This is a genomic window from Chitinophaga sp. 05T412 (assembly GCF_056396465.1).
The window spans coordinates 314,214-336,442 of sequence record NZ_JBFTLN010000007.1 but is presented as its reverse complement, the minus strand read 5'-3'; the positions used below and the strand labels follow the sequence as shown (position 1 = coordinate 336,442).

Annotated in this window: 20 protein-coding genes and 1 riboswitch; of the genes, 14 read left to right on the top strand and 6 right to left on the bottom strand. The window is 45.3% G+C overall.

The genetic code is table 11. The features are described from left to right. Window positions 1-13: 13 nt before the first annotated feature. Window positions 14-679, top strand: coding sequence for a tetratricopeptide repeat protein (locus tag AC1DFM_RS17840; RefSeq protein WP_477078096.1), 666 nt, complete (start codon window positions 14-16; stop codon window positions 677-679). A gap of 105 nt (window positions 680-784) precedes the next feature. Beyond that, entirely contained in the window at window positions 785-2,179 is a 1,395-nt protein-coding gene (locus AC1DFM_RS17835) for an MFS transporter (protein ID WP_477078095.1), read from the top strand. Between the two features lie 5 nt (window positions 2,180-2,184). Here AC1DFM_RS17835 and AC1DFM_RS17830 read toward each other — a convergent pair whose 3' ends face one another. Genes AC1DFM_RS17830 through AC1DFM_RS17820 form a run of 3 tightly spaced genes read right to left on the bottom strand, consistent with a single transcriptional unit; the run spans window position 2,185 to window position 2,952 of the window. Continuing rightward, window positions 2,185-2,388 carry a helix-turn-helix transcriptional regulator gene (locus AC1DFM_RS17830; protein ID WP_477078094.1) on the bottom strand — a complete coding sequence of 68 codons (204 nt, stop codon included), beginning with the start codon at window positions 2,386-2,388 and terminating at the stop codon, window positions 2,185-2,187. Window positions 2,389-2,398: 10 nt separating this feature from the next. Then, a complete protein-coding gene (locus tag AC1DFM_RS17825; RefSeq protein WP_477078093.1) occupies window positions 2,399-2,749 on the bottom strand; it encodes a hypothetical protein in 351 nt (116 codons plus the stop codon). A 38-nt stretch (window positions 2,750-2,787) separates the two neighbouring features. After that, entirely contained in the window at window positions 2,788-2,952 is a 165-nt protein-coding gene (locus AC1DFM_RS17820) for a hypothetical protein (protein ID WP_477078092.1), read from the bottom strand. Between the two features lie 44 nt (window positions 2,953-2,996). Here AC1DFM_RS17820 and AC1DFM_RS17815 point away from each other — a divergent pair, with 44 nt between their 5' ends. The 7 genes from AC1DFM_RS17815 (at window position 2,997) to AC1DFM_RS17785 (ending at window position 13,433) form a co-directional block, all read left to right on the top strand. Next, window positions 2,997-3,587, top strand: a complete 591-nt coding sequence (locus AC1DFM_RS17815) for a sigma-70 family RNA polymerase sigma factor (RefSeq protein WP_477078091.1) — start codon at window positions 2,997-2,999, stop codon at window positions 3,585-3,587. 82 nt (window positions 3,588-3,669) lie between these two features. Further along, complete coding sequence (locus AC1DFM_RS17810) at window positions 3,670-4,647, top strand: FecR domain-containing protein (protein ID WP_477078090.1); 978 nt, start codon at window positions 3,670-3,672, stop codon at window positions 4,645-4,647. A 172-nt stretch (window positions 4,648-4,819) separates the two neighbouring features. After that, window positions 4,820-8,152, top strand: a complete 3,333-nt coding sequence (locus tag AC1DFM_RS17805; protein WP_477078089.1) for a TonB-dependent receptor — start codon at window positions 4,820-4,822, stop codon at window positions 8,150-8,152. 19 nt (window positions 8,153-8,171) lie between these two features. After that, on the top strand, window positions 8,172-9,668 hold the full coding sequence (locus AC1DFM_RS17800; protein ID WP_477078088.1) for a RagB/SusD family nutrient uptake outer membrane protein: 1,497 nt from the start codon (window positions 8,172-8,174) through the stop codon (window positions 9,666-9,668). Window positions 9,669-9,704: 36 nt separating this feature from the next. After that, the gene (locus AC1DFM_RS17795; RefSeq protein WP_477078087.1) at window positions 9,705-10,769 is read left to right on the top strand and encodes an alkaline phosphatase; all 1,065 of its coding nucleotides are present in this window, start codon (window positions 9,705-9,707) and stop codon (window positions 10,767-10,769) included. 94 nt (window positions 10,770-10,863) lie between these two features. Beyond that, window positions 10,864-11,190, top strand: coding sequence for a hypothetical protein (locus AC1DFM_RS17790; protein ID WP_477078086.1), 327 nt, complete (start codon window positions 10,864-10,866; stop codon window positions 11,188-11,190). A 71-nt stretch (window positions 11,191-11,261) separates the two neighbouring features. Beyond that, on the top strand, window positions 11,262-13,433 hold the full coding sequence (locus AC1DFM_RS17785) for a TonB-dependent receptor (protein WP_477078085.1): 2,172 nt from the start codon (window positions 11,262-11,264) through the stop codon (window positions 13,431-13,433). A 66-nt stretch (window positions 13,434-13,499) separates the two neighbouring features. Here the strand turns inward: AC1DFM_RS17785 and AC1DFM_RS17780 are convergent, their stop codons facing one another. Then, a complete protein-coding gene (locus tag AC1DFM_RS17780; protein WP_477078084.1) occupies window positions 13,500-14,834 on the bottom strand; it encodes an amidohydrolase in 1,335 nt (444 codons plus the stop codon). 185 nt (window positions 14,835-15,019) lie between these two features. Here AC1DFM_RS17780 and AC1DFM_RS17775 point away from each other — a divergent pair, with 185 nt between their 5' ends. The 5 genes from AC1DFM_RS17775 to AC1DFM_RS17755 all read left to right on the top strand — a co-directional run bounded on the left by AC1DFM_RS17775 (window position 15,020) and on the right by AC1DFM_RS17755 (window position 20,232). Next, the gene (locus AC1DFM_RS17775; RefSeq protein WP_477078083.1) at window positions 15,020-16,240 is read left to right on the top strand and encodes an amidohydrolase; all 1,221 of its coding nucleotides are present in this window, start codon (window positions 15,020-15,022) and stop codon (window positions 16,238-16,240) included. Between the two features lie 277 nt (window positions 16,241-16,517). Then, on the top strand, window positions 16,518-17,375 hold the full coding sequence (locus AC1DFM_RS17770; protein WP_477078082.1) for an AraC family transcriptional regulator: 858 nt from the start codon (window positions 16,518-16,520) through the stop codon (window positions 17,373-17,375). A gap of 14 nt (window positions 17,376-17,389) precedes the next feature. Continuing rightward, on the top strand, window positions 17,390-17,842 hold the full coding sequence (locus tag AC1DFM_RS17765) for a hypothetical protein (protein ID WP_477078081.1): 453 nt from the start codon (window positions 17,390-17,392) through the stop codon (window positions 17,840-17,842). A 16-nt stretch (window positions 17,843-17,858) separates the two neighbouring features. Continuing rightward, window positions 17,859-18,287: a hypothetical protein gene (locus tag AC1DFM_RS17760; RefSeq protein WP_477078080.1), complete on the top strand. Its 429-nt coding sequence runs from the start codon at window positions 17,859-17,861 to the stop codon at window positions 18,285-18,287. A 46-nt stretch (window positions 18,288-18,333) separates the two neighbouring features. Beyond that, a riboswitch (cobalamin riboswitch) is annotated at window positions 18,334-18,545 on the top strand. 334 nt (window positions 18,546-18,879) lie between these two features. Next, window positions 18,880-20,232 (top strand): DUF5074 domain-containing protein, encoded by a 1,353-nt coding sequence (locus AC1DFM_RS17755; RefSeq protein ID WP_477078079.1) that lies wholly within the window; start codon window positions 18,880-18,882, stop codon window positions 20,230-20,232. An 85-nt stretch (window positions 20,233-20,317) separates the two neighbouring features. On the opposite strand, the gene AC1DFM_RS17750 is transcribed toward AC1DFM_RS17755, so the two are convergent. Together AC1DFM_RS17750 and AC1DFM_RS17745 are read right to left on the bottom strand one after the other, a co-directional pair. Beyond that, window positions 20,318-20,815: a hypothetical protein gene (locus AC1DFM_RS17750; RefSeq protein ID WP_477078078.1), complete on the bottom strand. Its 498-nt coding sequence runs from the start codon at window positions 20,813-20,815 to the stop codon at window positions 20,318-20,320. Window positions 20,816-20,980: 165 nt separating this feature from the next. Next, window positions 20,981-22,093 carry a tetratricopeptide repeat protein gene (locus AC1DFM_RS17745; protein ID WP_477078077.1) on the bottom strand — a complete coding sequence of 371 codons (1,113 nt, stop codon included), beginning with the start codon at window positions 22,091-22,093 and terminating at the stop codon, window positions 20,981-20,983. Between the last annotated feature and the right edge of the window lie 136 nt (window positions 22,094-22,229).

Below are 22,229 nucleotides of genomic sequence, written 5' to 3'. Positions count from 1 at the left end.
TTCATTGAGATGAATGGCCATTGAATCAAATAACTTCAACGAATATACGATGTTAAATACCCTCAGTAAGAAAGAACAGCACAGGCAATTCCTCCTGGGTTATCATCTTGCTTTTCAATCACCCTCAAAAAGAAAGAACTGGCAGAAAATATATGCGCTTTGGTACGCTGCCGCCATCAATGGACATAAGCGTGCACAGTTTTATGTGGGCACTTGTTATGATTTTGCACGAGGCGTTGAAAAAAACACTTCGCTCGCTTTCGATTGGTATTTGAAAGCCGCAGATCAGGGGCATGTGGAGTCGATATATAATATTGGTTTCTTTCACAGGGAGGGGGAAGTGGTATCGCAAAACTATAAAAAGGCAGCGGAGTGCTTTGCTTATGCGGCAAAACGGGGAGATACTGAAGCACAAAGAGATTTAGGTGTTTGTTATTTTTATGGTAGAGGGGTGAAAGAAGATTATAAAAAGGCGGCTTATTGGTATAAGCTGGCAGCACGGAAAAATGATCTGAAGTCCTTTTATAATTTGGGGTTGTGCTATCAACACGGAGACGGTGTTAAACAATCAAATCGCTGGGCGATATATTATTTCGAAAAGGCAAAAAATGGTGGGCATAAAGGCGCCATCAGACAATTGAAAACTATGGCGCACGCAGCGCGCCATAGTTCAACATAATCTCACTTAAATATCCTCATCAAAAAAAATACTTGTCGTTTTTCCGGTTGCCAGCCGGATATGGTGCGCCTACTTTTGTATCGGTAAATAAAATACACCGATTATATGAGCACTACTCCAACTGCTATCAATAAGTGGTTTGCACTGTTGATTATCCTTACTGCGCCACTGTTATACGTGATAGACATCTTTATTATCAATATTGCTATTCCTACTATTAAAAGCAGTTTACATGCTACCGATGGCGAAGTACAGCTGGTGATAGCTTCCTATCTGCTGGGGAGTGCCTGTTTCTTAATTATTGGCGGCAGGGCAGGAGATTATCTGGGCAAAAAGAAAGTATTCTTCTGGGGCATGTGTTGGTTTACGCTGACGTCCTGTTTGTGTGGGTTATGTCAAACGCCTGCGCAGTTGAATATTGCGCGTTTTCTCCAGGGCGTAAGTTCTGCGTTCATGGTAACGCAGTCTATTTCGTTGATACAAGTGTTGTTTCCGGTGGCAGCAGAAAGGGCGAAAGCTATTGGCTGGTATGGAATCACGCTGAGCATTGCCGCTATCATTGGGCAAATGCTGGGAGGTTACCTGGCTGAAACACATTTCGTGATAGAAGGGTGGCGACTGATATTTTTTATCAACCTCCCTGTGGGAGCGGCGGCTATGTGGGCCATTCGGCGTTACCTGCAGGAAACGGAGAAGGTAACACAAGTACAATTTGATTATCCGGGAGCGGTAGTACTGACGGCGTCGTTAGGGTGTCTGATTTATTCCATTACCGAGGGACGCGAGCAACACTGGCCCTGGTGGAGTTTTGGACTAATGGTGTTGTCGTTGGTGTTGCTACGTTTTTTCATATATACTCAAAAGAAAAATGCGATGCCGCTGATTAATCTCCGGTTATTCAGGCAGCCGGCTTTTAACATCGGCCTGCTGGCGGTGCTGTTTCACTTTATGTTGCATACGGCGTACCTGCTGATGATGGCGGTGTTCCTGCAAAATGGATTGGGTATCTCTGCATTGGTCTGTGGCGCTTGTTTTATTCCACATGCGTTACTATTCATGTTGTCATCTGTGGTGGCTTCGCGGTTGCTGGTGAGGTATGGCAAGCGCGTGCTGCAGACTGGTTTATTGATCATCCTGGTAGCTTTTCTGTTGCAGATATTTTGTAGTCCTGGCCCGTGGTTATCGGTGTTGTTTATTGCAATATATGGGCTGGGTAATGGGTTGGTGCTGCCATTCTTGTTAAATATCGTGCTGGATAATGTGCCCGTGGAAGATGCAGGTGCAGCGTCTGGTATTTTCTCCACTTTCCAACAAACCGCTTCCGGATTGGGTATTAGTATTATTGGCGGGATATTTTTTGCGGTGTTGGAATCTAAGCAGCATCTGATGATATATGCCAGTGCATTGCGTTACGGACTTATGGCAGGAATTGGTTGTTTGATGGTAGTAGCGTTGATGTTGTATTGGTTGCCACGGAAAGCGCAGGAACCCGGGCACTAAATTTCTTACAAATCCTTCTCCTCCAACTTAAATATCTCGTCCACGGTACTATCAAAAAAAAGCGCAATCTTCAGCGCCAGCAAAGTTGACGGAATAAATTTACCGATCTCAATCGAGTTAATCGTTTGCCGGGATACATTTACTTGTGCTGCCAGCTCTGCTTGCGTAAGGTTTTTCTTTGCACGCTCCACCTTTATTGAATTCGTCATGTTGCGTTGATTATCTGAAAGAATAAAACCGGATATAGTAAATGGTCAGCGACAGTGAAAAAACCAATATCATAAAATGATTAACGTCTGTTAGGGCGAAGGGCAACGATAAATTTACTGTCAGCATCTTGAACACATAAGATAATATAAAAGAAAAATAAAGGGAAGAAGTTTTCAAACTCACGGATCTCTCATCTTCATATTTTCCGGGTGCAGTAAACAATATAAAGAGGCCCAATAACAACAGCATGTTGTTATGCGTATCAAAGAAAAAAACAGGTAGGGCGATGAGAATGCAAAGGATACCTACATATTTTTGAAACGTAAATAGCCGTGTAAAGCTTTTTGATTTGGTCAACATAATGTTAGGTTTAATTATCATAAAGATAAGCAAACATTTTAAAAAGACAAGTTTACTTTACATTTTTTTGAATAGTGCATAAAAAAAGCCCCACGGTTAATGAAAAGACAATAACAAATGACTACTTGATAATTTAAAACAGCTGCTCCTGCTTCATCTCCCCACATTAAATTATTGTAAACAGCTACTACTTTATCTTTCATACCAGAGCTTTGCTGACGCATTATCACACCTAACAGTAAGTAGCATGCGCGGATCAGATAGCAGAACAGGCGAACAATGCCGCCCCCATTTTGATGAAATTTATGAACTGTACTGGAAAGAGCTGTACGAAGCTGCCTGCCGGCGTGTATCTGCGCCCGATGCCGAAGATATCCTGCAGGAAGTATTCCTGTCGCTACTCAAAAATCCGCTGGTGATTACGCAGGAAGGGTCTATCCGTGCCTATCTGCACAAGGCGCTGAAAGGACGAATCATTGATTTTTACCGGAAGAATTTATTGAAAGAAGCTTTTGAGAGAAATGCGGTTTTCACCGCCCCCCGCTATATCGCACATACCGACGCACACCTGATGCGTAAGGAGCTGGAAGTTTTACTGGAGAAGGAAATCAGCAGCATGCCTGAACGGATGCAAACGGTTTTCCTGATGAGCAGAAAGAAAATGCTTTCCAACGAAGAAATAGCCCATGAACTGGCCATCTCTCATCAAACGGTCAGAAACCAGATCAGCGGCGCGATTAAAAGAATACGCAGAGTACTCTACCAATACAACCTGGCCAACGATGCCAGCACCTATATCATCATGGGAGTGGCGGCAGCACTGTTCTCCCGCCACTGAGCTATGTTACCTTAATGTTAAGCCTGAAAATCGACCGGTACATCCGTTAACGTTGTTCGAGTATGTTTATAAAAGAGCATAGGTGAACAAACGCGAACTACTTGATTTACTACAGAAAGAAGCGCAGGGAAATTGTACGCCCGAAGAAACAGCCCAGCTGGAAGCGTGGTATGCCTCCTTCGATCACCACAACCAATCCGCATTCAAAGATGCTGCAGAGCAGGAGCTGATACGCACCCGGCTGCGAAACCGCATCTATAGCCAGATAACGGCAGATATGCCCGATTTGCCAGCGCCAGCGCCAAAACGAAGGAATATGGTGTTTTACCGTATCGCGGCTGCTGTGTTGGTACTGCTGGGACTCGCCGGAGGTACTGCGTATTTCTTTCAACATCGGGCAACGGTTACACCAGTCGAAGCTCCTTTACTCAGCAGCGTTTCTCCCGCTGGTAAAATGCTCAAAGTGATATTGGCCGATGGCAGCGAAGTATGGCTGAACGCCGGTAGTACATTGAGTTATCCGTCCGGATTCAAAGGTGGGCGCCGCGATGTATACCTAAAAGGGGAGGCCTTCTTTAACGTGACAGCACATCCGGAACAACCATTTGTAGTGCATACGGATACCATCAGCACTATTGTATTGGGCACTTCTTTCAACATCAAAGCATATCCCGAACTGAACAACATCCGTATCAACGTAGCCACCGGGAAAGTAGGAGTGGTGATGGGAACCAATACCCTGGCCACTTTGCTGCCTGATCAACAACTGACCTACCACAAACCGGATCATACTTTTGCTACGGAAACAAAAGATGCCGACGCTGCGAATACCTGGAGAGCAGGAAGCATTCAGCTCGACGGCGTTTCATTCGACGAACTCGCAGCCATACTGGAACACAATTTCGGCTATCACCTGGAAACCAAACGAGCCGATATCCGGAAGGTACGTTTCTCTATGAACATCATGACCAGCAGTAAAATGGACGATGTGATGCGGATTGTATGTGGTATCACACAGGCGCATTATAAAATACAGGAGCGGGTCATCAGTATCTGGTAAATCATTGACAACAATAAAAAACGGAAGCTGCTGGAAACAACTTCCGTCCTCAGTTAGCGCGGTATTCAGTTCCCGGGAAGGTCTGTGAATACCGGCGTATTTAAACAGTTTATCACCATTTAAACGATTCGAAATTATGAAAAAAAACCTTTCGGGGTCCATTAAACATCTTATGAGAGTTTCTGTACTTCTTTTGGGTATCGTGGTGGCCGGAACACTTTGTTTGCATGCTGCTACCGGTACTGCCCAGGATCTGAGCCATATCAGGCTGCAGATTCAGTTGAAGGGCAAAACACTGGCCGCTGCCATCACGGAATTATCAGCCGCCAGCAAATTGTCTTTCGCTTTCGATAAGGCGGCACTGAATGAAAAGACCGTCGCCGAATCCAGCTTCAACAACGTAGCACTCAGCGATATCCTGCACCGGTTACTACGGAACAGCGGCTATCGCTATGAAATCATCCGGCAAACAGTGGTGATTGTGAAAGAAGTGAAGCCGGTAAAGATAAATCCGGGAAAGATCACCGGGAAGGTGACCGACGAAAAGGGCGACGTACTTCCCGGCGCCAGCATCCGCATCCCGGAGCTGAATAAAAGCACCGTCAGCGGCGCAGATGGCAGCTTCCACCTGGAAGCGCCTCCCGGCACATATACATTAGAGATCAGCTTCATTTCCTTTGCCCCGCAACGAATCCAGAAAGTACAGGTGGAAGAAGGCAAAGAACAGGAGCTATCTGTTGTCATGAAACCCGCTTCCAGCGCCCTGAATGAGGTGCTGGTGATTGGCTACGGTACCCAGGATAAAAAAGATATCACCGGATCAGTAGGCTCCATCTCCGGTGATCAAATTAATAACAGATCTGTAGGTAGCCTCGACCAGGCGCTGGTAGGAAAGGTAGCAGGACTCAGCGTTTCCAACAACTCCGGCGCACCCGGCACCGGCATGATGATCCGTATCCGAGGCATAGGTACCATCAACAACAGCGATCCATTGTATGTCATAGATGGTAATCCATTCGGCAATATCAATAACCTTGATCCGGAAGATATTCAATCCGTGGAAATCCTGAAGAGCGCTTCTGCAGCGGCTATCTACGGCTCCCGTGGGGCTAACGGGGTAGTGCTGGTCACCACTAAAAAAGGCAGCGCCGGCGCAATGAAAATTGATCTGCATACTTTCACCGGTATACAACAGGTATACAAAAAGCTCCCGCTTACAGATGCCGCTACCTATGTAAAATATTATAATGCCGCCCTGGTATCAGCAGGCATGGACCCGGTGTTTAAAAATGCGCCGGAAAGTTATGGCAAGGGCACCGACTGGCAGGATGCGGTTTTCCGTTCTGCACCGGTGAGCAAGTATGAGTTGGCTTTTTCCGGTGGAAAGGAAGGGTCTGTATATCGTATGAGCGCCAGTTACCTGAAACAAAAAGGAACGGTTATCGGTACCGACTATACGAAAACAGGCGTATCACTTAATAGCACACATCAGCTGAAGCGTTGGCTGAAATTCGGTGAAAACATGAACTATGCATTCACCACCCGCAACAGCGTTTCGGACTACGACAGCGACTCCAGAGGCATCATCAGCACGGCGATGCAGATGTCGCCCACCGTGCCGGTAAAGAACCCGGATGGCAGTTATGGCGTATCTCCTTTCGCCAATACCTATAACCCTGTTGCCGCGGTAGAGAATATCCAGCACCTCGATAAAAGATGGCTGCTGATGGGATCACTGTATGCACAAGCGGATCTCTTACCAGGACTGAATTTTAAATCACAGTTCAATATCAATGTAGGCAATGGCCGCCAACGCTCTTATATCCCCGTGTATTTTGTCTCCAACTCACAGAAAGAAGATGTGAGCAGCCTGGAAGAAGAAGCGTCTAATGGCACCGACTGGGCCTGGGAAAATACCTTGAACTACAGCCGCAGCTTCGGTAAGCACCACATCGATGGATTGCTGGGTATGACCGCACAACATTCCTACGATTCGTATATCCGTGCCTACGGACAAAACCTGCCGGCAGATGCCCGTTTAACGAAGTCGTTGCAGTATCTGGACCTTGCCTCCTCCGGCATGAACGTTGGCGGTGGCGGCGATGAGTGGGGTATGTTATCCTATTTTGGCCGTGTGAACTATAACTACCGAAACACCTATCTCGCTACGGTGAATGTTCGCCGGGATGGGTCTTCCAAGTTCGGCGCCAGCAACCGCTTCGGAACGTTTCCTTCTTTCTCACTCGGATGGCGTTTATCTAATGAGCCGTTCCTGCGTGATATGAAATTTATCAACGACCTGAAACTACGTGGCGGATGGGGTTCGCTGGGAAATGAAAGCTCTTTGTCTACCAGCGCCACCGTGTCTACACTTAAAGTGAATATCCCATATCCATTTGGCCGCGGCAAAGAGCAGGAAGTCCTGCTCGGCGCCACGCCTTCCAGCATTGGTAATATGAACCTGAAATGGGAAGCTACCAGGGAGACGGATTTCGGCGTGGATGCTACCTTATTCGATAATCGTATTACCGTGGGTGCGGATTATTATCATCGTGCAACTTCTGGTATTTTGGTACGACTCCCTATCCTGGCTTCTGTGGGCGTATCTGAAGCGCCGTATGTGAATGGTGGTAATGTGGTGAACAAAGGTTTTGAATTTACGGTAGGCTTCCATAGCAATCGTAAAAAGGATTTCGGATATGATATCTCTCTGAACTATTCCATTAACCGCAATGAAGTAACCAGCTTCATGAATGAGGGCGCTGCTTTCTACGCCGGTGAAATTACCAGCGGGGTAAGAGTAAGTAAAACGATGGCGGGTCATCCGATTGGTGGTTTCTTTGGTTATGTGACCGATGGTATTTTCCAGAATCAGCGGGAGATAGATAACGCTGCAAAGCAACCTGGCGCCGCTCCCGGCGACATCCGTTATAAAGATCTGAATGGCGATCATGTAATTGACGACAAGGACCAAACCTATATTGGTAGCCCATGGCCAACGCGTAACTATGGACTTTCCGCTTCTTTTTGGTACAAAAATTTTGACCTGAATCTGAGTGTCAGCGGTCGTGGTGGCAACCAGATTTATACTGGCTGGAAACATTACACCAATGCCTCGGGCATCTCCAACTACTTTGCGCCGGATAAGGAGCAATCGTGGACCAGCGAAGGTTCCGGCAACACACAGCCGCGCGTAACCCTCCTGGACCCCAATAACAACATGCGGCCTTCCGACCGGTTTATTCAGAACGGCAGCTTCCTGCGCCTCAACAGCCTGCAGCTGGGCTACTCTTTGCCGGCTTCGCTGCTGAAGAAATGGGGTATTGCTAAAGTGAGGGTATATGCAGGCGGAGAAAACCTGTTAACCATCACCAAATATCAGGGCTTTGACCCGGAAGTAGGTATGCGCGACGGTAATGATGGCGATCCCCTCGATGTGGGCATCGACCGGGCTTATTATCCGCGTCCACGCACACTTTCCGTTGGTCTGAATGTAAACTTTTAATACCGAAAATATTGATCTCATGATGAAGCGAATTACCATAACGATATTGTTGCTTGTAGCAGGTGTTTTTAGCGGATGTAATAAGTTACTGGAGATAGAACCGCACGGCAAGCAAACCACTGCTACATTCTTCACCACGCCTGCTACGGCAAAGCAAGGGCTGATTGCGGCATACAAAGCACTACAATCTAACTACCGTACTAACTATCCCGGCTATGTGAGATGGGTATTTGGCGATGTATGTTCGGATGACTGCAGGGCCAATGGCGGCGATAACCCCGATATGATCCAGGTAGAATTTTTTACTGCCAACGCTACCAATCCTTTCTACGAAAATGCCTGGTCTACTTTGTACCAGGGTATCCACGCGGCTAACATCGTGGTGGAGAAAGCGCCTAACGTAAACGGGATGAACGAAGAAACAAAGAAAGTATATGTGGCAGAAGGCAAATTTCTCCGCGCGTACTATTATTTCAACCTCGTGCAAATCTTCGGCGGCGTACCCTTGATGCTGAAGGAAATGCTGACCGATTACAACATCCCCAGAAACAGCAAAGCAGACATCTATAAACAAATAGAAGCCGATTTGCTGGAGGCAGAACCTGTATTGCCACAGAAGAGTGAGCAGGACAAATCAGACTACGGCCGCGCTACCAAAGGCGCTGCACAGGCCTTGCTGGCACGTGTATACCTCATGCAGGGGAAATTCACGGAAACAGAAACGTGGACGAAAAAGATCATCGATTCGCATCAGTATAGCCTGGACCCGGTATATTATCACAACTTCACGATTGATGGAGAGTACGGCGTAGAAGCCATCTTCGAAATCAACTTCCAGTATGACGCCCGCTTTTATGATGAAGAAGGCTCCGGCGACGGCGATGGCAGAACCCGCGGACCTTTATCCTATGGCTGGGGCTATGATGATCCTACGCAAGACCTGGTAGATGCCTTTGAACCGGGTGATCCCCGCAAAAAGGCCACGGTATACAAAACCGGCGATATCCTGCCAGATGGCACTATCGGCAATACCGGTACCAGTGCTACCGGTTACCTATGTACGAAATACCTGATCCTGAAAAATGAAATGCCGGATCAGCCTAAAAGCTCCGGCAAAGATCAGATCGTGTTCCGCTTAGGACAAATCCTCTTGTGGTATGCAGAGGCGGCGAATGAAAATGGCCACCACGAGGAAGCATTGCAGGCGCTGAACCAGGTGAGAGCCCGTGCGCGGGAAGGTAATACCGCGATACTGCCGGATGTAGCCACAACCGGTGAAGAAACACTGCGACAGGCGATCTGGAAAGAACAACGGGTAGAATATGCCACAGAAGTATTCCGCTTTTTTGACCTGGTACGTACGAATCGCGCTGCGAAGGTATTAAGCGATTTTGCGAAGAAATACAACAGCCAGAAGGGCGCGTCTTTTAAAGAAGGGGTGAACGAAATATTTCCGATACCGCAGTCGCAGATTAACCTGAGCCAGGGAGTATTAAAACAAAATCCTGGATTTTAATTACAGCCGTTGTATTTTATAGTATAAAAGCACTACATGAAAAGATACCATATAGTAGCCGCGTTCATCCTGCCAATGTTTGCAATGTCATGTGAACAGCCGGCAAAGCCATCTTTCCCTAAAATTAAAAATATCATTTTTATGGTGGGAGATGGCATGGGCACTACACAGATTTACGCGGGACTAACTGCTAATAAAGGTTCTCTGAACCTCGAACGATTCAAATGCATCGGCTTTTCCCGGACCAACTCCGCCAATAACTACATGACGGAGTCGGCAGCAGGCGCCACGGCTTTTGCGATCGGGCAGAAGACTTATAACGGCGCTATCGGCGTAGATACGGCGGGGCATCCGCAACCTACCATTCTGGAAATCGCCAAACAGCATGGGTTGTCGACCGGCATCGTAGTAACCACCGACATCACAGACGCCACTCCGGCTACTTTTGCTACCCATGAAAAATCCCGGGAAATGCAGTCGGAGATTGCGGCCGATTATGTAAAATCAGACGTAGATGTGCTGATAGGCGCGGGCCGTGAACATTTCGACCAACGGAAAGACGGCCGTAATCTGCTAACGGAATTTATGCAGAAGGGTTATCAGGTAAAGCATACTACGGAAGATATTACTGCCGTGAGACAGGGGAAATTGGTGGGCCTCGTAAAAGAGGAGCGGGTGGCCGAAAGAGGCAATCAGCTGGAAYGCACCACTAATACAGCCTTACAGCTATTGCAACAAAATAAGAAAGGCTTTTTTCTCCTGGTAGAAGGTTCCAAAATCGACGACGGTGGCCATGCGAACGATTTGCAATATGTTACCGAAGAAGTGATTGATTTTGATAAAGCCATTAAGGCCGCACTGGATTTTGCAGATAAAGACGGAGAAACACTCGTTATCGTGACCGCAGATCATGAAACGGGTGGCCTTACCATCTCCGAAGGAGATCTTACTACCGGCAAGATCAGTGGTAAATTTTCTACGGATGATCATACGGGCGTAATGGTACCGGTATTCGCCTACGGACCAGGAGCGGAGGCATTTATGGGCATTTATCATAACAATACCATCTTCGCGAAATTTATGCAGGCATTGAAGTTTTAAGGTGCTTTAGCCAACATACCATCCCCCGGAAAGCAGTGGCTACTCCGGGGGGATTTTTATTGCGATACTACCAGATCATCATTATATTTGTCCCATGAAGTGGTGGCTACTCCTATTCTCCATATACATATTAACGCTCTCGGCTGTTCCATGCTGTGGAGATGATTATTGTTGTGAAGAAGAAACTGCCTTTGTTCAAGGGGCGCCGCAACACCAGGAACATGAAAACCATCGCAAGCCGGAGTTGCCCTGCAGTCCATTTTTCTCCTGTAATACCTGTCATGGGGTAGTAGTACCGGAAATTGCAAAACCTTTGCCCACAGCAATGCCGCTGGCAAGGAACGTATACTACGATCGCAGAGAACCCGCTCTCCCTGAATTCTCCACCGTTATCTGGCAGCCTCCCCAGCTTTCCTGCTGATTATTCTCACACAGTTGATACTACGCGGATCGCGTAGCGTAACTCATTTATTGGATTTTATCAGAAGCAGCATGTTAAAGACACTTAGCACTATAGTAATGCTGTGTTTTGTTCACGTGTGTCTGGCACAGAACAAATTCACTGCCGTCATCAAAGACGCAGACAGCAAAGAAATATTGATAGGCGCCACGGTACAACTTACCGGTACAGGGAAAGGCGCTAAAACAGATGGTAATGGCATCGTCACCATTACAGGGATTCCCAATGGCCGGCATGCTATTACCTGTACTTATGTAGGATATCAGGAAAAGACGGATACTTTTTTGTTCCCCTTGACGGTTGATACAGTTACACTGTATCTTGAACATGCCGGGGAAGAAATGGATGAAGTAGTGATCTCTTCTACCCGCAGTAACCGTAGCATCCGGGATATACCTACCCGTGTTGAATTTATAGCGGGAGAAGAACTGGAAGAGAAAGGAAACATGAAACCCGGCGATATCCGCATGATGCTGAATGAAAGTACGGGTATTCAAACGCAGCAGGTATCTGCTACCTCTGCCAATTCCAGTATCCGTATCCAGGGCCTCGACGGCCGGTATACGCAGCTACTCAAAGATGGCTTCCCGCTGTACGCGGGCTTTTCCGGAGGTTTAGGATTATTGCAAACGCCTCCGCTGGACCTGAAACAGGTAGAGGTCATAAAAGGGGCTGCCTCCACATTATACGGTGGCGGCGCCATCGCCGGCCTGGTGAACCTGGTATCAAAAGTACCCACAACTGAAAAAGAGCTCCGGTTTCTTATCAATGGTACCTCGGCCGGAGGACTGGATCTGAACGGATTTTACGGACAACGCTTTAACAAAGTGGGCGTCACTGTTTTTGCTTCCAGGAACAGCAATAAGGCGTACGACCCTTCCAACACGGGGTTTTCCGCTATACCCAAATTCGAAAGGTACGTATTCAATCCAAAGCTGTTTATTTACTTCAGCCCGAAAACGCAGCTGGACCTGGGTGTTAACTTCATTACAGAAGACAGAACCGGTGGCGATATGCTGTATATCAAAGGCCGGGGCGACAGCACCCATAGCTATTATGAGCAAAATAAGAGTAATCGTTTCTCCACACAGTTGTCATTCAATCACGCGTTCAGTGAAGGCAACAGCTTAACGGTGAAAAATTCCATCAGCAGCTTCAAACGGACCATTGCTATTCCTGGCTACGTATTTGACGGGCAGCAGTGGTCTACTTACACAGAAGCTACCTGGCACCGGCAACGGGAGCGTATGGACTGGATTGGCGGAGTGAATGTATATACGGATCATTTTAAGGAGTTACAAAAGGATACACTGCCTAAGCGCGACTATCAGCAAAACACGTTAGGCGCTTTTGTGCAAAATACCTGGAAGGCCAGCGACCAGATACAGCTGGAAACAGGCCTGCGCGGTGATTATGTAATCGACTATGGCCTGGTACTGCTTCCACGTATATCTGCGCTGTTTAAAATATCTCCCAAGCTGACTTCCCGTATAGGAGGCGGACTTGGATATAAAACACCTACTATATTCACAGAGGAAACAGAACGTATACAATACAAATCTGTATTGCCGGTTAATCCAGACATGAATAAGCTGGAACGATCCTATGGCGCTAACTTTGATCTGAATTATAAAACGTCGCTGTTCAATGACAAAGTGAGTTTTAGCATTAATCAATTGTTTTTCTATACGCACATTAATCATCCTTTATTACTGCAGCGTGCTCCGGGAAATCTATACAGATTGGAAAATGCAGATGGGTTTATGGATACGAAAGGCTGGGAAACAAACGTCAAATTCGGATACGGCGATTTTAAACTATTTGTTGGCTATACATTCACAGATGCCCGCCTGAATGATCAGGGTGTTATCCGCGAAAACCCGCTCACCGCCCGTCACCGCCTGAATAATGTGCTGATGTATGAAAAAGAGGAAAAGTGGAAACTGGGGCTGGAAGCTTATTACTATAGTCAACAGACGCTTACTGATGGTACCACCGGCAAGCCTTACTGGATTTGCGGATTTATGGCAGAGAAGCTATGGGAGAAATTTTCCCTGTTCGTGAATTTTGAGAACTACCTCGATACCCGGCAAACCCGCTTCGACAGCATCYATACAGGGACCGTTACCCATCCTGTTTTCAGGGATATTTATGCACCATTGGATGGCTTCGTGGTAAATGGGGGACTGAAATTGAAATTGTAGATGTATAAAATCAAAGGCGGGGAAATAACTTCCCCGCCTTTCGCTCACTGTTCCAACACACTATCTTTAATACACTATTTGTCCTTTATTAATCAGCGATCTTACCGGAGATATTCTGGATACTGCTTCCGCAGAACAGCTGGCATCTACCAGTACCACATCCGCTGCGTCGCCGGCTTTAGGCCATTGTTGTACGCCTTTGTCGTCCAGTGGAAGCACATTGCCGGTAGCCAGTTTCAGGCTTCTGGACAGGTTGAATTCTGTAGAGTAGCCGTATAGCTGCGCCATGGTATGGGCTTTTTCCAATACGCTGCCTGATCCGAAAGTACTCCAGTGGTCTATGATACTGTCGTTGCCGGTCATAACGGTAACGTTGTGTTTGTAGAGGGTAGGTATAGGCATAATGAGACCGCCAAACGGAATAGTAGAAACGATACCGATGCCTGCAGCGCCTAGTTGTTCCGCAATTTCTTCCTGTTTCACTTTATCAATTCTTCCCAGCACAAAGCAGTGGCTCAGGAATGTTTTATTTTTCAGTGCCGGATTTTCGTTTACTTTTTTAATGAGATATTCTACCGTTTTGAGTCCGGATTCTCCTGATTCATGCAGGTGGATATCGATACCTTTTTTATTGTCCAGTGCCAGTTGTACGGTGAAGTCGATCGTTTTTTCGATAGCGCCGTCAATGGTGAAAGGGTCCAGTCCACCGATGAAGTCAATGTCCATTTTGGCAGCTTCTTTCAGATAAGGAACGGAATCAGTATAGAATACGCCATGCTGCGGGAATGCTACCAGTTCTGCACCAAAGGAGTTCTTCTTATTATCCAGTGCTTTTAACAGGTTGGTAAGCGATTGCAGTTTTGACGTAGGCTCAATATTTACATGGCTTCTGGCGAAGTTGGTACCTTTGGACTGCAGCAGCTCCATCAGCTTTTCTGCGCGGTAGGTGGAGGTTTTTAGCATTTCCGGGAGGATTTTCTGTTCCAGGGCAATCATCCCTTTCACCCCGCCGGGGCCTCTTCTGGTAGCTTGCCATGGGCCGCCATAGAATGTTTTATCGAGATGGATATGCATGTCCCGGAAGGCCGGTAACATCAGCCAGCCTTTGGCATCAATAGCTTTGGAGTCGTTCGGTTTATTGGCGGAAATGCTGTTCATTTTTCCGTCTTTGATTTCAACGCAGAATAACTCCGTGTTGGTGTGGACTACCTCTCCCTCTTCATACACAAATCCTGTTTCCAGCCGTACGTTTTTCAACAGGTAGCTTTTACCGCCGTTGCCAGTCGCCTCGCCGGCAAATGCCGTTGCAGATCCCAGTAAGCCGGAGGCGAAGGCTACGCCTGCCAGTCCTAATCCGGACATCCTTATAAATTCCTTGCGGGATATTTCCGTTTTACTCATCGTCCCAGTCATTTTTTTACAAAGCTAATATTCGCCGGCTTTTTTTCTGTGAAGGATTCATGACATGGCTTGAAAGATTTATCACTTTTTGGGAGGTAGTGATAAATCTTTCAAGTATCTGCATAGATCCTACAAAGTTCCCGGGCGATTAAGACCTTACTTTGCTATAGTAAAAAATGGAACCAATGGATAAAATAGCAAACGATAGTCACTATACATTTAAAAATGTATTGCTGGAAACGGGATTCGAGTATGAGGGAGAAGAAGTAGTGAAGACGAAGACCGCGCTTTTCTGTGTGGAAGTAGCGGAGGGGAAAATTAAAGCCATTACCCCCAATGATCCCTCCAAAACAGCCATTGATGCGAAGGGCTGGCTGATGTTGCCTGCCTTTAAGGACATGCACGCCCATTTGGATAAAATGCTTTATGGCTTGCCCTGGCAGGCGGTTTCGGCAAAAAGAAGAACCGTAAAGGATCAGATTGCGTACGAGCAAAAGATGATCCCGCAATGGCTGGAAACTTCCGTAGCGCGCACAGAGAAATTAATCGAATTTCTGCAGTCGAACGGTACCCACTTTATTCGTTCTCATTTCAATGTAGACCCAACTTCTGGCTTTGACTCCCTAAAGCACCTGGAAATAGCGCTGAAGCATAAAGAGAAAACAGCAGGAGCAGAGCTGGTGGCTTTCCCGCAGCATGGCGTGTTTTATACCAATACCGCTCCGCTGCTGAAAGAAGTCGTGAAAATGAACATCGATTTCATCGGTGGTGTAGATCCTTATTCCATCGATGGCAGCATCGAAAAAACAATGGACCTCACCACGCAGCTCGCCATAGATCATAATAAAGGCATTGATATTCACCTGCACGAAGCAGGCGAAACCGGTATCAAAACAATTGAATACCTGATCAACAAGGCCAACGAAAATCCCGTGCTTCGTGGTAAAACCTTCGTGAGCCATGCGTTTGCACTGGGACATTTATCCGCCGTAGAAACAGAGCGCATCGCAGCGCGACTGGCAGAAGCCGGCGTTGGTATTGTATCGTCTGTGCCTTTCGGCGGTACCATCATGCCTATTCCGGTGCTGAGAAAACATGGAGTAGAAGTACTGATCGGCAACGATAATATCCAGGATCACTGGAACACCTTCGGACCGGGACACATGTTGCAAAAAGCGAAACTTATAGCAGGCCTGTACGGCTATAGCTCTGAATGGGCACTGTCCAGAACATTGGGTTTTGCCACCCGGTATGTATTGCCTTTGGATGATAAAGGTAATCAGCAGTGGCCAAAAGCAGGCCACGAAGCCAACCTGGTATTCATGGATGCCTCCTGCTCTGCGGAAGTAGTATCAAGGGTTTCGCCGGTAAAATCATTAGTGCATCAAGGAAATATTGTATTCTGATAAATGCCCGTTATCTGCCCCGTGATAAATGTTACAAGCTTTGGGATGAAAAACGCAAAGCTTCGTCAGACGGGGCAGATACCTTTGTAGTGCTTAAAAATTTCATTGATATGAAGCATGTAAAAAAACTAACCGCCCATACACCAACCACACACGCGGAACCTAAGAAGTAACCGCATGATCTTATTGAAAAAATGGATTGGCCCACCGCCAATCCATTTTTTTTGCGGTAAATTGTCATATTTTACAAGTTCAACGGGCAACTTAATTCGCGGATATGATGATATATGACGACACCGGCTATATCCCTGTTCTGGGGCTACAGGAATTCAGAAAAGGTCAGCTGGCTGGCAGGGAGGAATTCCTCTTTAATGAACTCCATGGTGAACGGCATATTGAGAAGCCGCATAAGCACGACTTTTTTATTATCAACCTGTTTGAATCCGCTAAAGGCGTGCATAATATCGACTTCCACGACTATCCCATCGGTAATAAACAAGTACATGTATTATTTCCCGGTCAGGTACATACCTGGAGTATTAAGCCCAATACAACCGGTTATCAGCTGATGATACAGCAAAATTTCTTCGAGCGCTTTGCGTCTTTTTTTCGTTATTCGTTTTCGAATTATATGAATCACCCGGTGATCTCATTGACCAACGAAAATTTTCAATTGCTGAAATATGAATTTGATGCTATCAGGGATGAACTGAGTGCGCCAAATTCCGTACAGGAAGTGATCAGCGCCAGAGCCGCTGTGATTGCAGCTATTGTCAGCAAGGAAGCCGAGAATATTTTTACTGATCTGAAAGTATTCCAGTCGAACCCCAGGCTTGCAAAATTTAATATGTTGATTGATAAATTTTACAAGCAGGAAAAGCTAGTCGGGTTCTATGCTGCGCAGCTACATATCTCGGCCAACTATTTAAATATTCTTTGTAAAAATCATTTGCAGGTGTCCGCCACTAAACTGATTCAGCAGCGGGTATTGCTGGAAGCCAAGCGGCTGTTGCAAATCACTGAGCTATCCATTAAAGAAATCGCCTTTGAACTGGGCTTTGTAGATCATGCGTATTTTTCTAATTTCTTTAAAGCCCAGGCGGGGATTACGCCCACGCAGTTCAGAGAGGGATAATAAACTAATAAAAGATGCAGCGTTTTATACTAATGATGATCATTGCCGGGTTATGTTGTTTCCAAACCGTGTTGGGGCAAACCGGGACCGTAAGCCACATATTTCCTGCCAGCCATAAAGCAGCTAAGGATATATATCCGAAAGCAACGGGTCGGTTTACGCCTACCCCCGCGGAGGCAAAACGTGCAGCAGATATTGTCAGGGAAAAGCTCCAGCAAATGAACAATAAAACGTTAAAATCCCTCCGGAATAATTGGGATTTTTATGGCAAACAGTATGTTGGATTTATCGGTGAAAACGGGAAGAAAATTATCTGGATAAATTTCTTTTGGCCGGAGGACGAACTGAAAGCTAATCTGACAAAGCAAATTATTCAGGTAGAAGATGGCGGCACTTATTATTGGAATGTAAAGGTGAATCTTTCCAATGGCCGCGTGTTTGAGTTGAGGATTAATAGCAGGGCATGATCGCAAAAATAAAGTAATGACAACGACCTATGTTTCCGAAATAGTGCATCTGATTGATAGCATCATACGAAAGGATGTATGGCTGGATTTTCATGTTTATAAATATGACGGTCATAATTTGATCATTGCCGGCAGTACTGATTTGTGTTATTACCATCAGCTGGAAATTGTATTTGAGGGCGTCTTCTTTTTTCATGGATTCTTCTCCGGCTGGCATTCAGATACCAGTCAACCGGTTTTCGTACTGCCGGATAATGTAGATGAACTGAATCTGCAATTTGAAATAGAACAGGGGTATACGCTTTTTATGTTTAAAGCAGAAGATTACAAAAACAACGTGATCGTTGCTGCCGAAAAAATATCGTTTAATACGGATACGGTATTTTACTATTTGYGTGAAAACCTGGAGCCGAATCAGCGCATAGCGGATTTTGTTAAGCGGTAACCCATTCCTCTTTTTTATCTATCCTCTTCTTTATCAGGATTTTATCGTACTTTCACGCCGCATTAGGTTTTTAGCACCCATTTCAGGATGTTAAAATTAATAGGGAATCAGGTGGAAATCCTGAGCAGACCCGCTACTGTAAGTTCTATCACAACACTTTGACATTCTACTCGCCACTGTTTTTTAGCGAATAAAAAAATGGGAAGGCCGTCTAAAGTGAGAACCAGCCAGGAGACCTGCCAATGCAGATATATTTCAAAAGCTTTCGGGGATGAGGCTTTAGATAACAACTTGCACTGAAATAATTTCAGGGTCTTATTGTTTTCATATGTCGTCCGGCCAGGCTATCGGATCATTTTGGCCTACTGTCAACTGCACTAAAGACTTGTTTATAGCGTCTTTAAGCATTGATTCGTGTGCCCTGTAGCGAATGGAATTTTTATAGCGTAACACCTGCGAATACCGCGGGGAGGGCCCTTTTTGTGAAAAAATCTGAAGAGGTGAGGAGAGGGTACAACGGAAGATCGTAATAAGGTCAGTTTTTTTAAATATCAAAATAGCATCAAGAGAACAACCATTAGTAGTAAAATTTATGAAAAAAAGCGTTTTAGCCTCCGGGGCATTGATCGCCATTGTGGCAGCATCCTGTTCAAAAAAAGATAACACTGTACCAATGCCGAATGGAACAGGCCTGCAAATTGTAAACGTGCTTTCCCAAAACAGTGTGGCGCAGGAAGATACCTTGTTCTTTAAAGTGAAAGCAGATCAGGGCAGTACCTTCGCCTGGTTGGTAGATGGTAAGGATGCAGGAGTAAGTGATACCACTTTTAAATTTGTGTCCAATGATTTAGGAGAACATATCATTAAAGTAACCGCTTCTGGTAATAACCAGCAAACATCGGCGCAAGCAGCTATTACTGTATACGGAAAATACAAATACGGCACATTTGTATTAAATGAAGGAAACATGACCACAGAGAATGGATCATTGACCTTTATCAGTCCCCGCGGCATTGTAACGGACAGCGCTTATTTTAAAGCCAATGGTACTTATCTGGGCAATACGGCGCAGGATTTATGTATCAATAACAACAAAGTGTATATCATCTCCCAAAATGGTAAATCAAATGCCATGGGAAATTCTTTTAATAATGATGGGCTACTGGTAGTGGCCAATGCGGAAACATTAAAAAAGGAAGCGGCCTACAACGACGAACTGGCAACGCTCAGCTGGCCTACACATGTGGCGGTGCTGAATGAAGAAAATGTAATTATCCGCGACAATAACGGTTTGTATCGCTTCAACACCGTTACCAAAGCACTGACCTTCATCAAGGGAACCCGGTCTGCCGCAAAGATGACCATGGCCATTTCCAATAATAAGATCTTCGCCGCTGCCGGATCAAAAGTATACGTAGTAGAAGCTAATAAAGATACCCTCACTTATGCGCTGGATATGAAAGCCGGTGTGAGTGGCGTGATAAAAGCCAGTGATGGTAACCTCTGGGTATCTACCACCGGATCTCCCGCCAGAATTTCCAAAATCAATTACAGGGACTACTCTTTAATCAAAGCCAACGATATTACTGCGGGTAGTGTAAGTGCCGGTTGGGGCGCTACGCCAGGCATTACAGCCAAAGGAGATACACTTTACTTTAGCGGCGCCGGCACCAAAATATACCGTCATATTTTTAGCATGGGCTCCACAGAATTTATGGTGGATGCAAAATCAATGGTAGAAAACGCCAATATTGTGTATAACAACATTGCCGTGCATCCGGTGACTGGCGAAGTATATATGAATACCATGAAAGGCTATGGCTGGGATTACCTGATTAATAATATCAGCGTGTTTAACTTCAGCAATAAAGCTGCTGTAAGTGCTAATTATAAGAATTACACGAATTTCCCGGCGGGAATTTTCTTTACGTACTCTTTTAATTAGGCTAGATACAGATATAATGAGACTGTCCGGAAACCCGGACAGCCTCATTATATCTGTTAAAGGTAATATAGCTCTCCAATGAAAATTATTTCCAGGTAATTGGTAAGTCCTTTAACTCAAGACTAAAATGTCCGGTACCTGGAGCTGGGTCAAAGAAGTTAATAGGCAATATTTTTAGCATTTTCACAGCGGGCAATACTTTGGATATTTTTATGACTGTTTTAAGTGGTGTATCGGTATATAGATCATTGCTACGATCCTGCGTCCCCAGTAGTACTTCTTCACTTCTATACTCGTTGCCCTCAACGTCCACAACCCGGATAGGATCGACAAGTATGCTTCTGTTTGCATCATGATTCACTAGTGTTAGGATCACATTAATCGTTTGTGCTTTTGTATTTCCTTCGCAGCGGATGAAGTGGAAGTCAATCTTAGCCGCCGTGACCGTCTTAGTAGGCGTATTAATTTGCAATGACTTCTTTAAGTATTCATTTTCTTTCTTTAGCTCATCGCAATTTGTCTGGGCTATTACGATTTGACAGGTGAATACAAAAAAACAAGACAGTACAGCAATGGGTCGCATAAATGGTTATTTAAGGGTTAGAGAACAGGTTACTCATTAATACTTGAATATAAGAAATAAAAGTAAATTCTCCTACTCCAGAAATTACCGGGTAAATGGATCTATGATGACTATTGTAAGGATAAAGAACATAAAGAGCCCCATGGATGTTAATTCCCTTATAGATTATTCTTTCATGTATTTTTCAAAAAGCTTTACCGCCCAGGATTTAAGGTCGTCATATTTGGTGTCGTCATTTACACCAATAGCCGGATTCAAATGAGTGTTCCCTTTGGTGGCGCAGAGCAGGTATTTGGGACCTTTTAATTCAACAGAGATGGGCGAAAATTCGGTTTGTACACGCAATACGGTGTTGCCATCTTTATCCATTACATAGAAAAGCTGTTTGTTATAAATTCTGCCTTTGTTCTCATTTTCGTAACGCTCATAGACGATTACATCATAATCTTTCCATTTAAACTGGTCAATACAAAAATCATCTTTCAGATGATCCGGCAGCTTACCTTTTTTGGATGCCTCATAGAGTTTGTCTTTATACGGCTTAGCCTTATCATAGTCCTTTTGGCGATAATATATCTGTATTAATTTAGGATAAACACCTATATCGTCCGGACTCAATTGAAGTAGTGTTAAATAAGAGGTGGCTGCTTTATTAAGATCTCCATGCAGGTATTCCAATAGCCCGATATTGTACAAGGTATTGATATAGGAGGGAGCGTCCTGAGGTATCTTTGATTTTGCCACATAATAGGCTTCCAGTGCCTTGATGTGCTGACCTTTTTCTGTTAGGATTTGTGCCAGCATATTATAGGCTGCGTCAGGGCATTTATCAAGCGTAGTGGCTTTGGTATAGGCTGCTGTTGCATCATCCAGTTGTTTAAGGCCATAATAAGCACCTCCCAGGGCACTATAATTCTCGGCATCATCTGGTTGTAGACTGATCGCAGTTTTAAATAGTATAATGGCTTCGGTAAACTTCTCCATGTAAAAGAAGGTCATCGCCTTTAAGTAGTAAGGCTTTGGATCTTTCGGGTCTTTGGCAATAGAGAGATCCAGGTATTTGATGCAACCCTCACTATCCTCCTTCATGAAATATGCGGCTCCTATATAATAGAGTGATTTTGCCGTGTAGTCACTTACGTTACTGGTATACTTTTTAGTAATCTCGTCAAATTGTTTGCTTTCGGATAACGTTTTCAGTTCATCCGTAATTTTATCTTGTGCCCATATTGAAAGACTGGAGCAGGTAAGCGTTACAGCCAGCAGGAATGTTTTCATCTGTTTGAGTATAGGTATAATATGGGCAAATATATAAGATCAGCTGGAAAATCAGGAGGGTGGTAGCGCTAAATATAAGTTAATACATGGCGACAGCAAGAAGAACGGAACAGGAAGGTATATTCATCGACTTTGA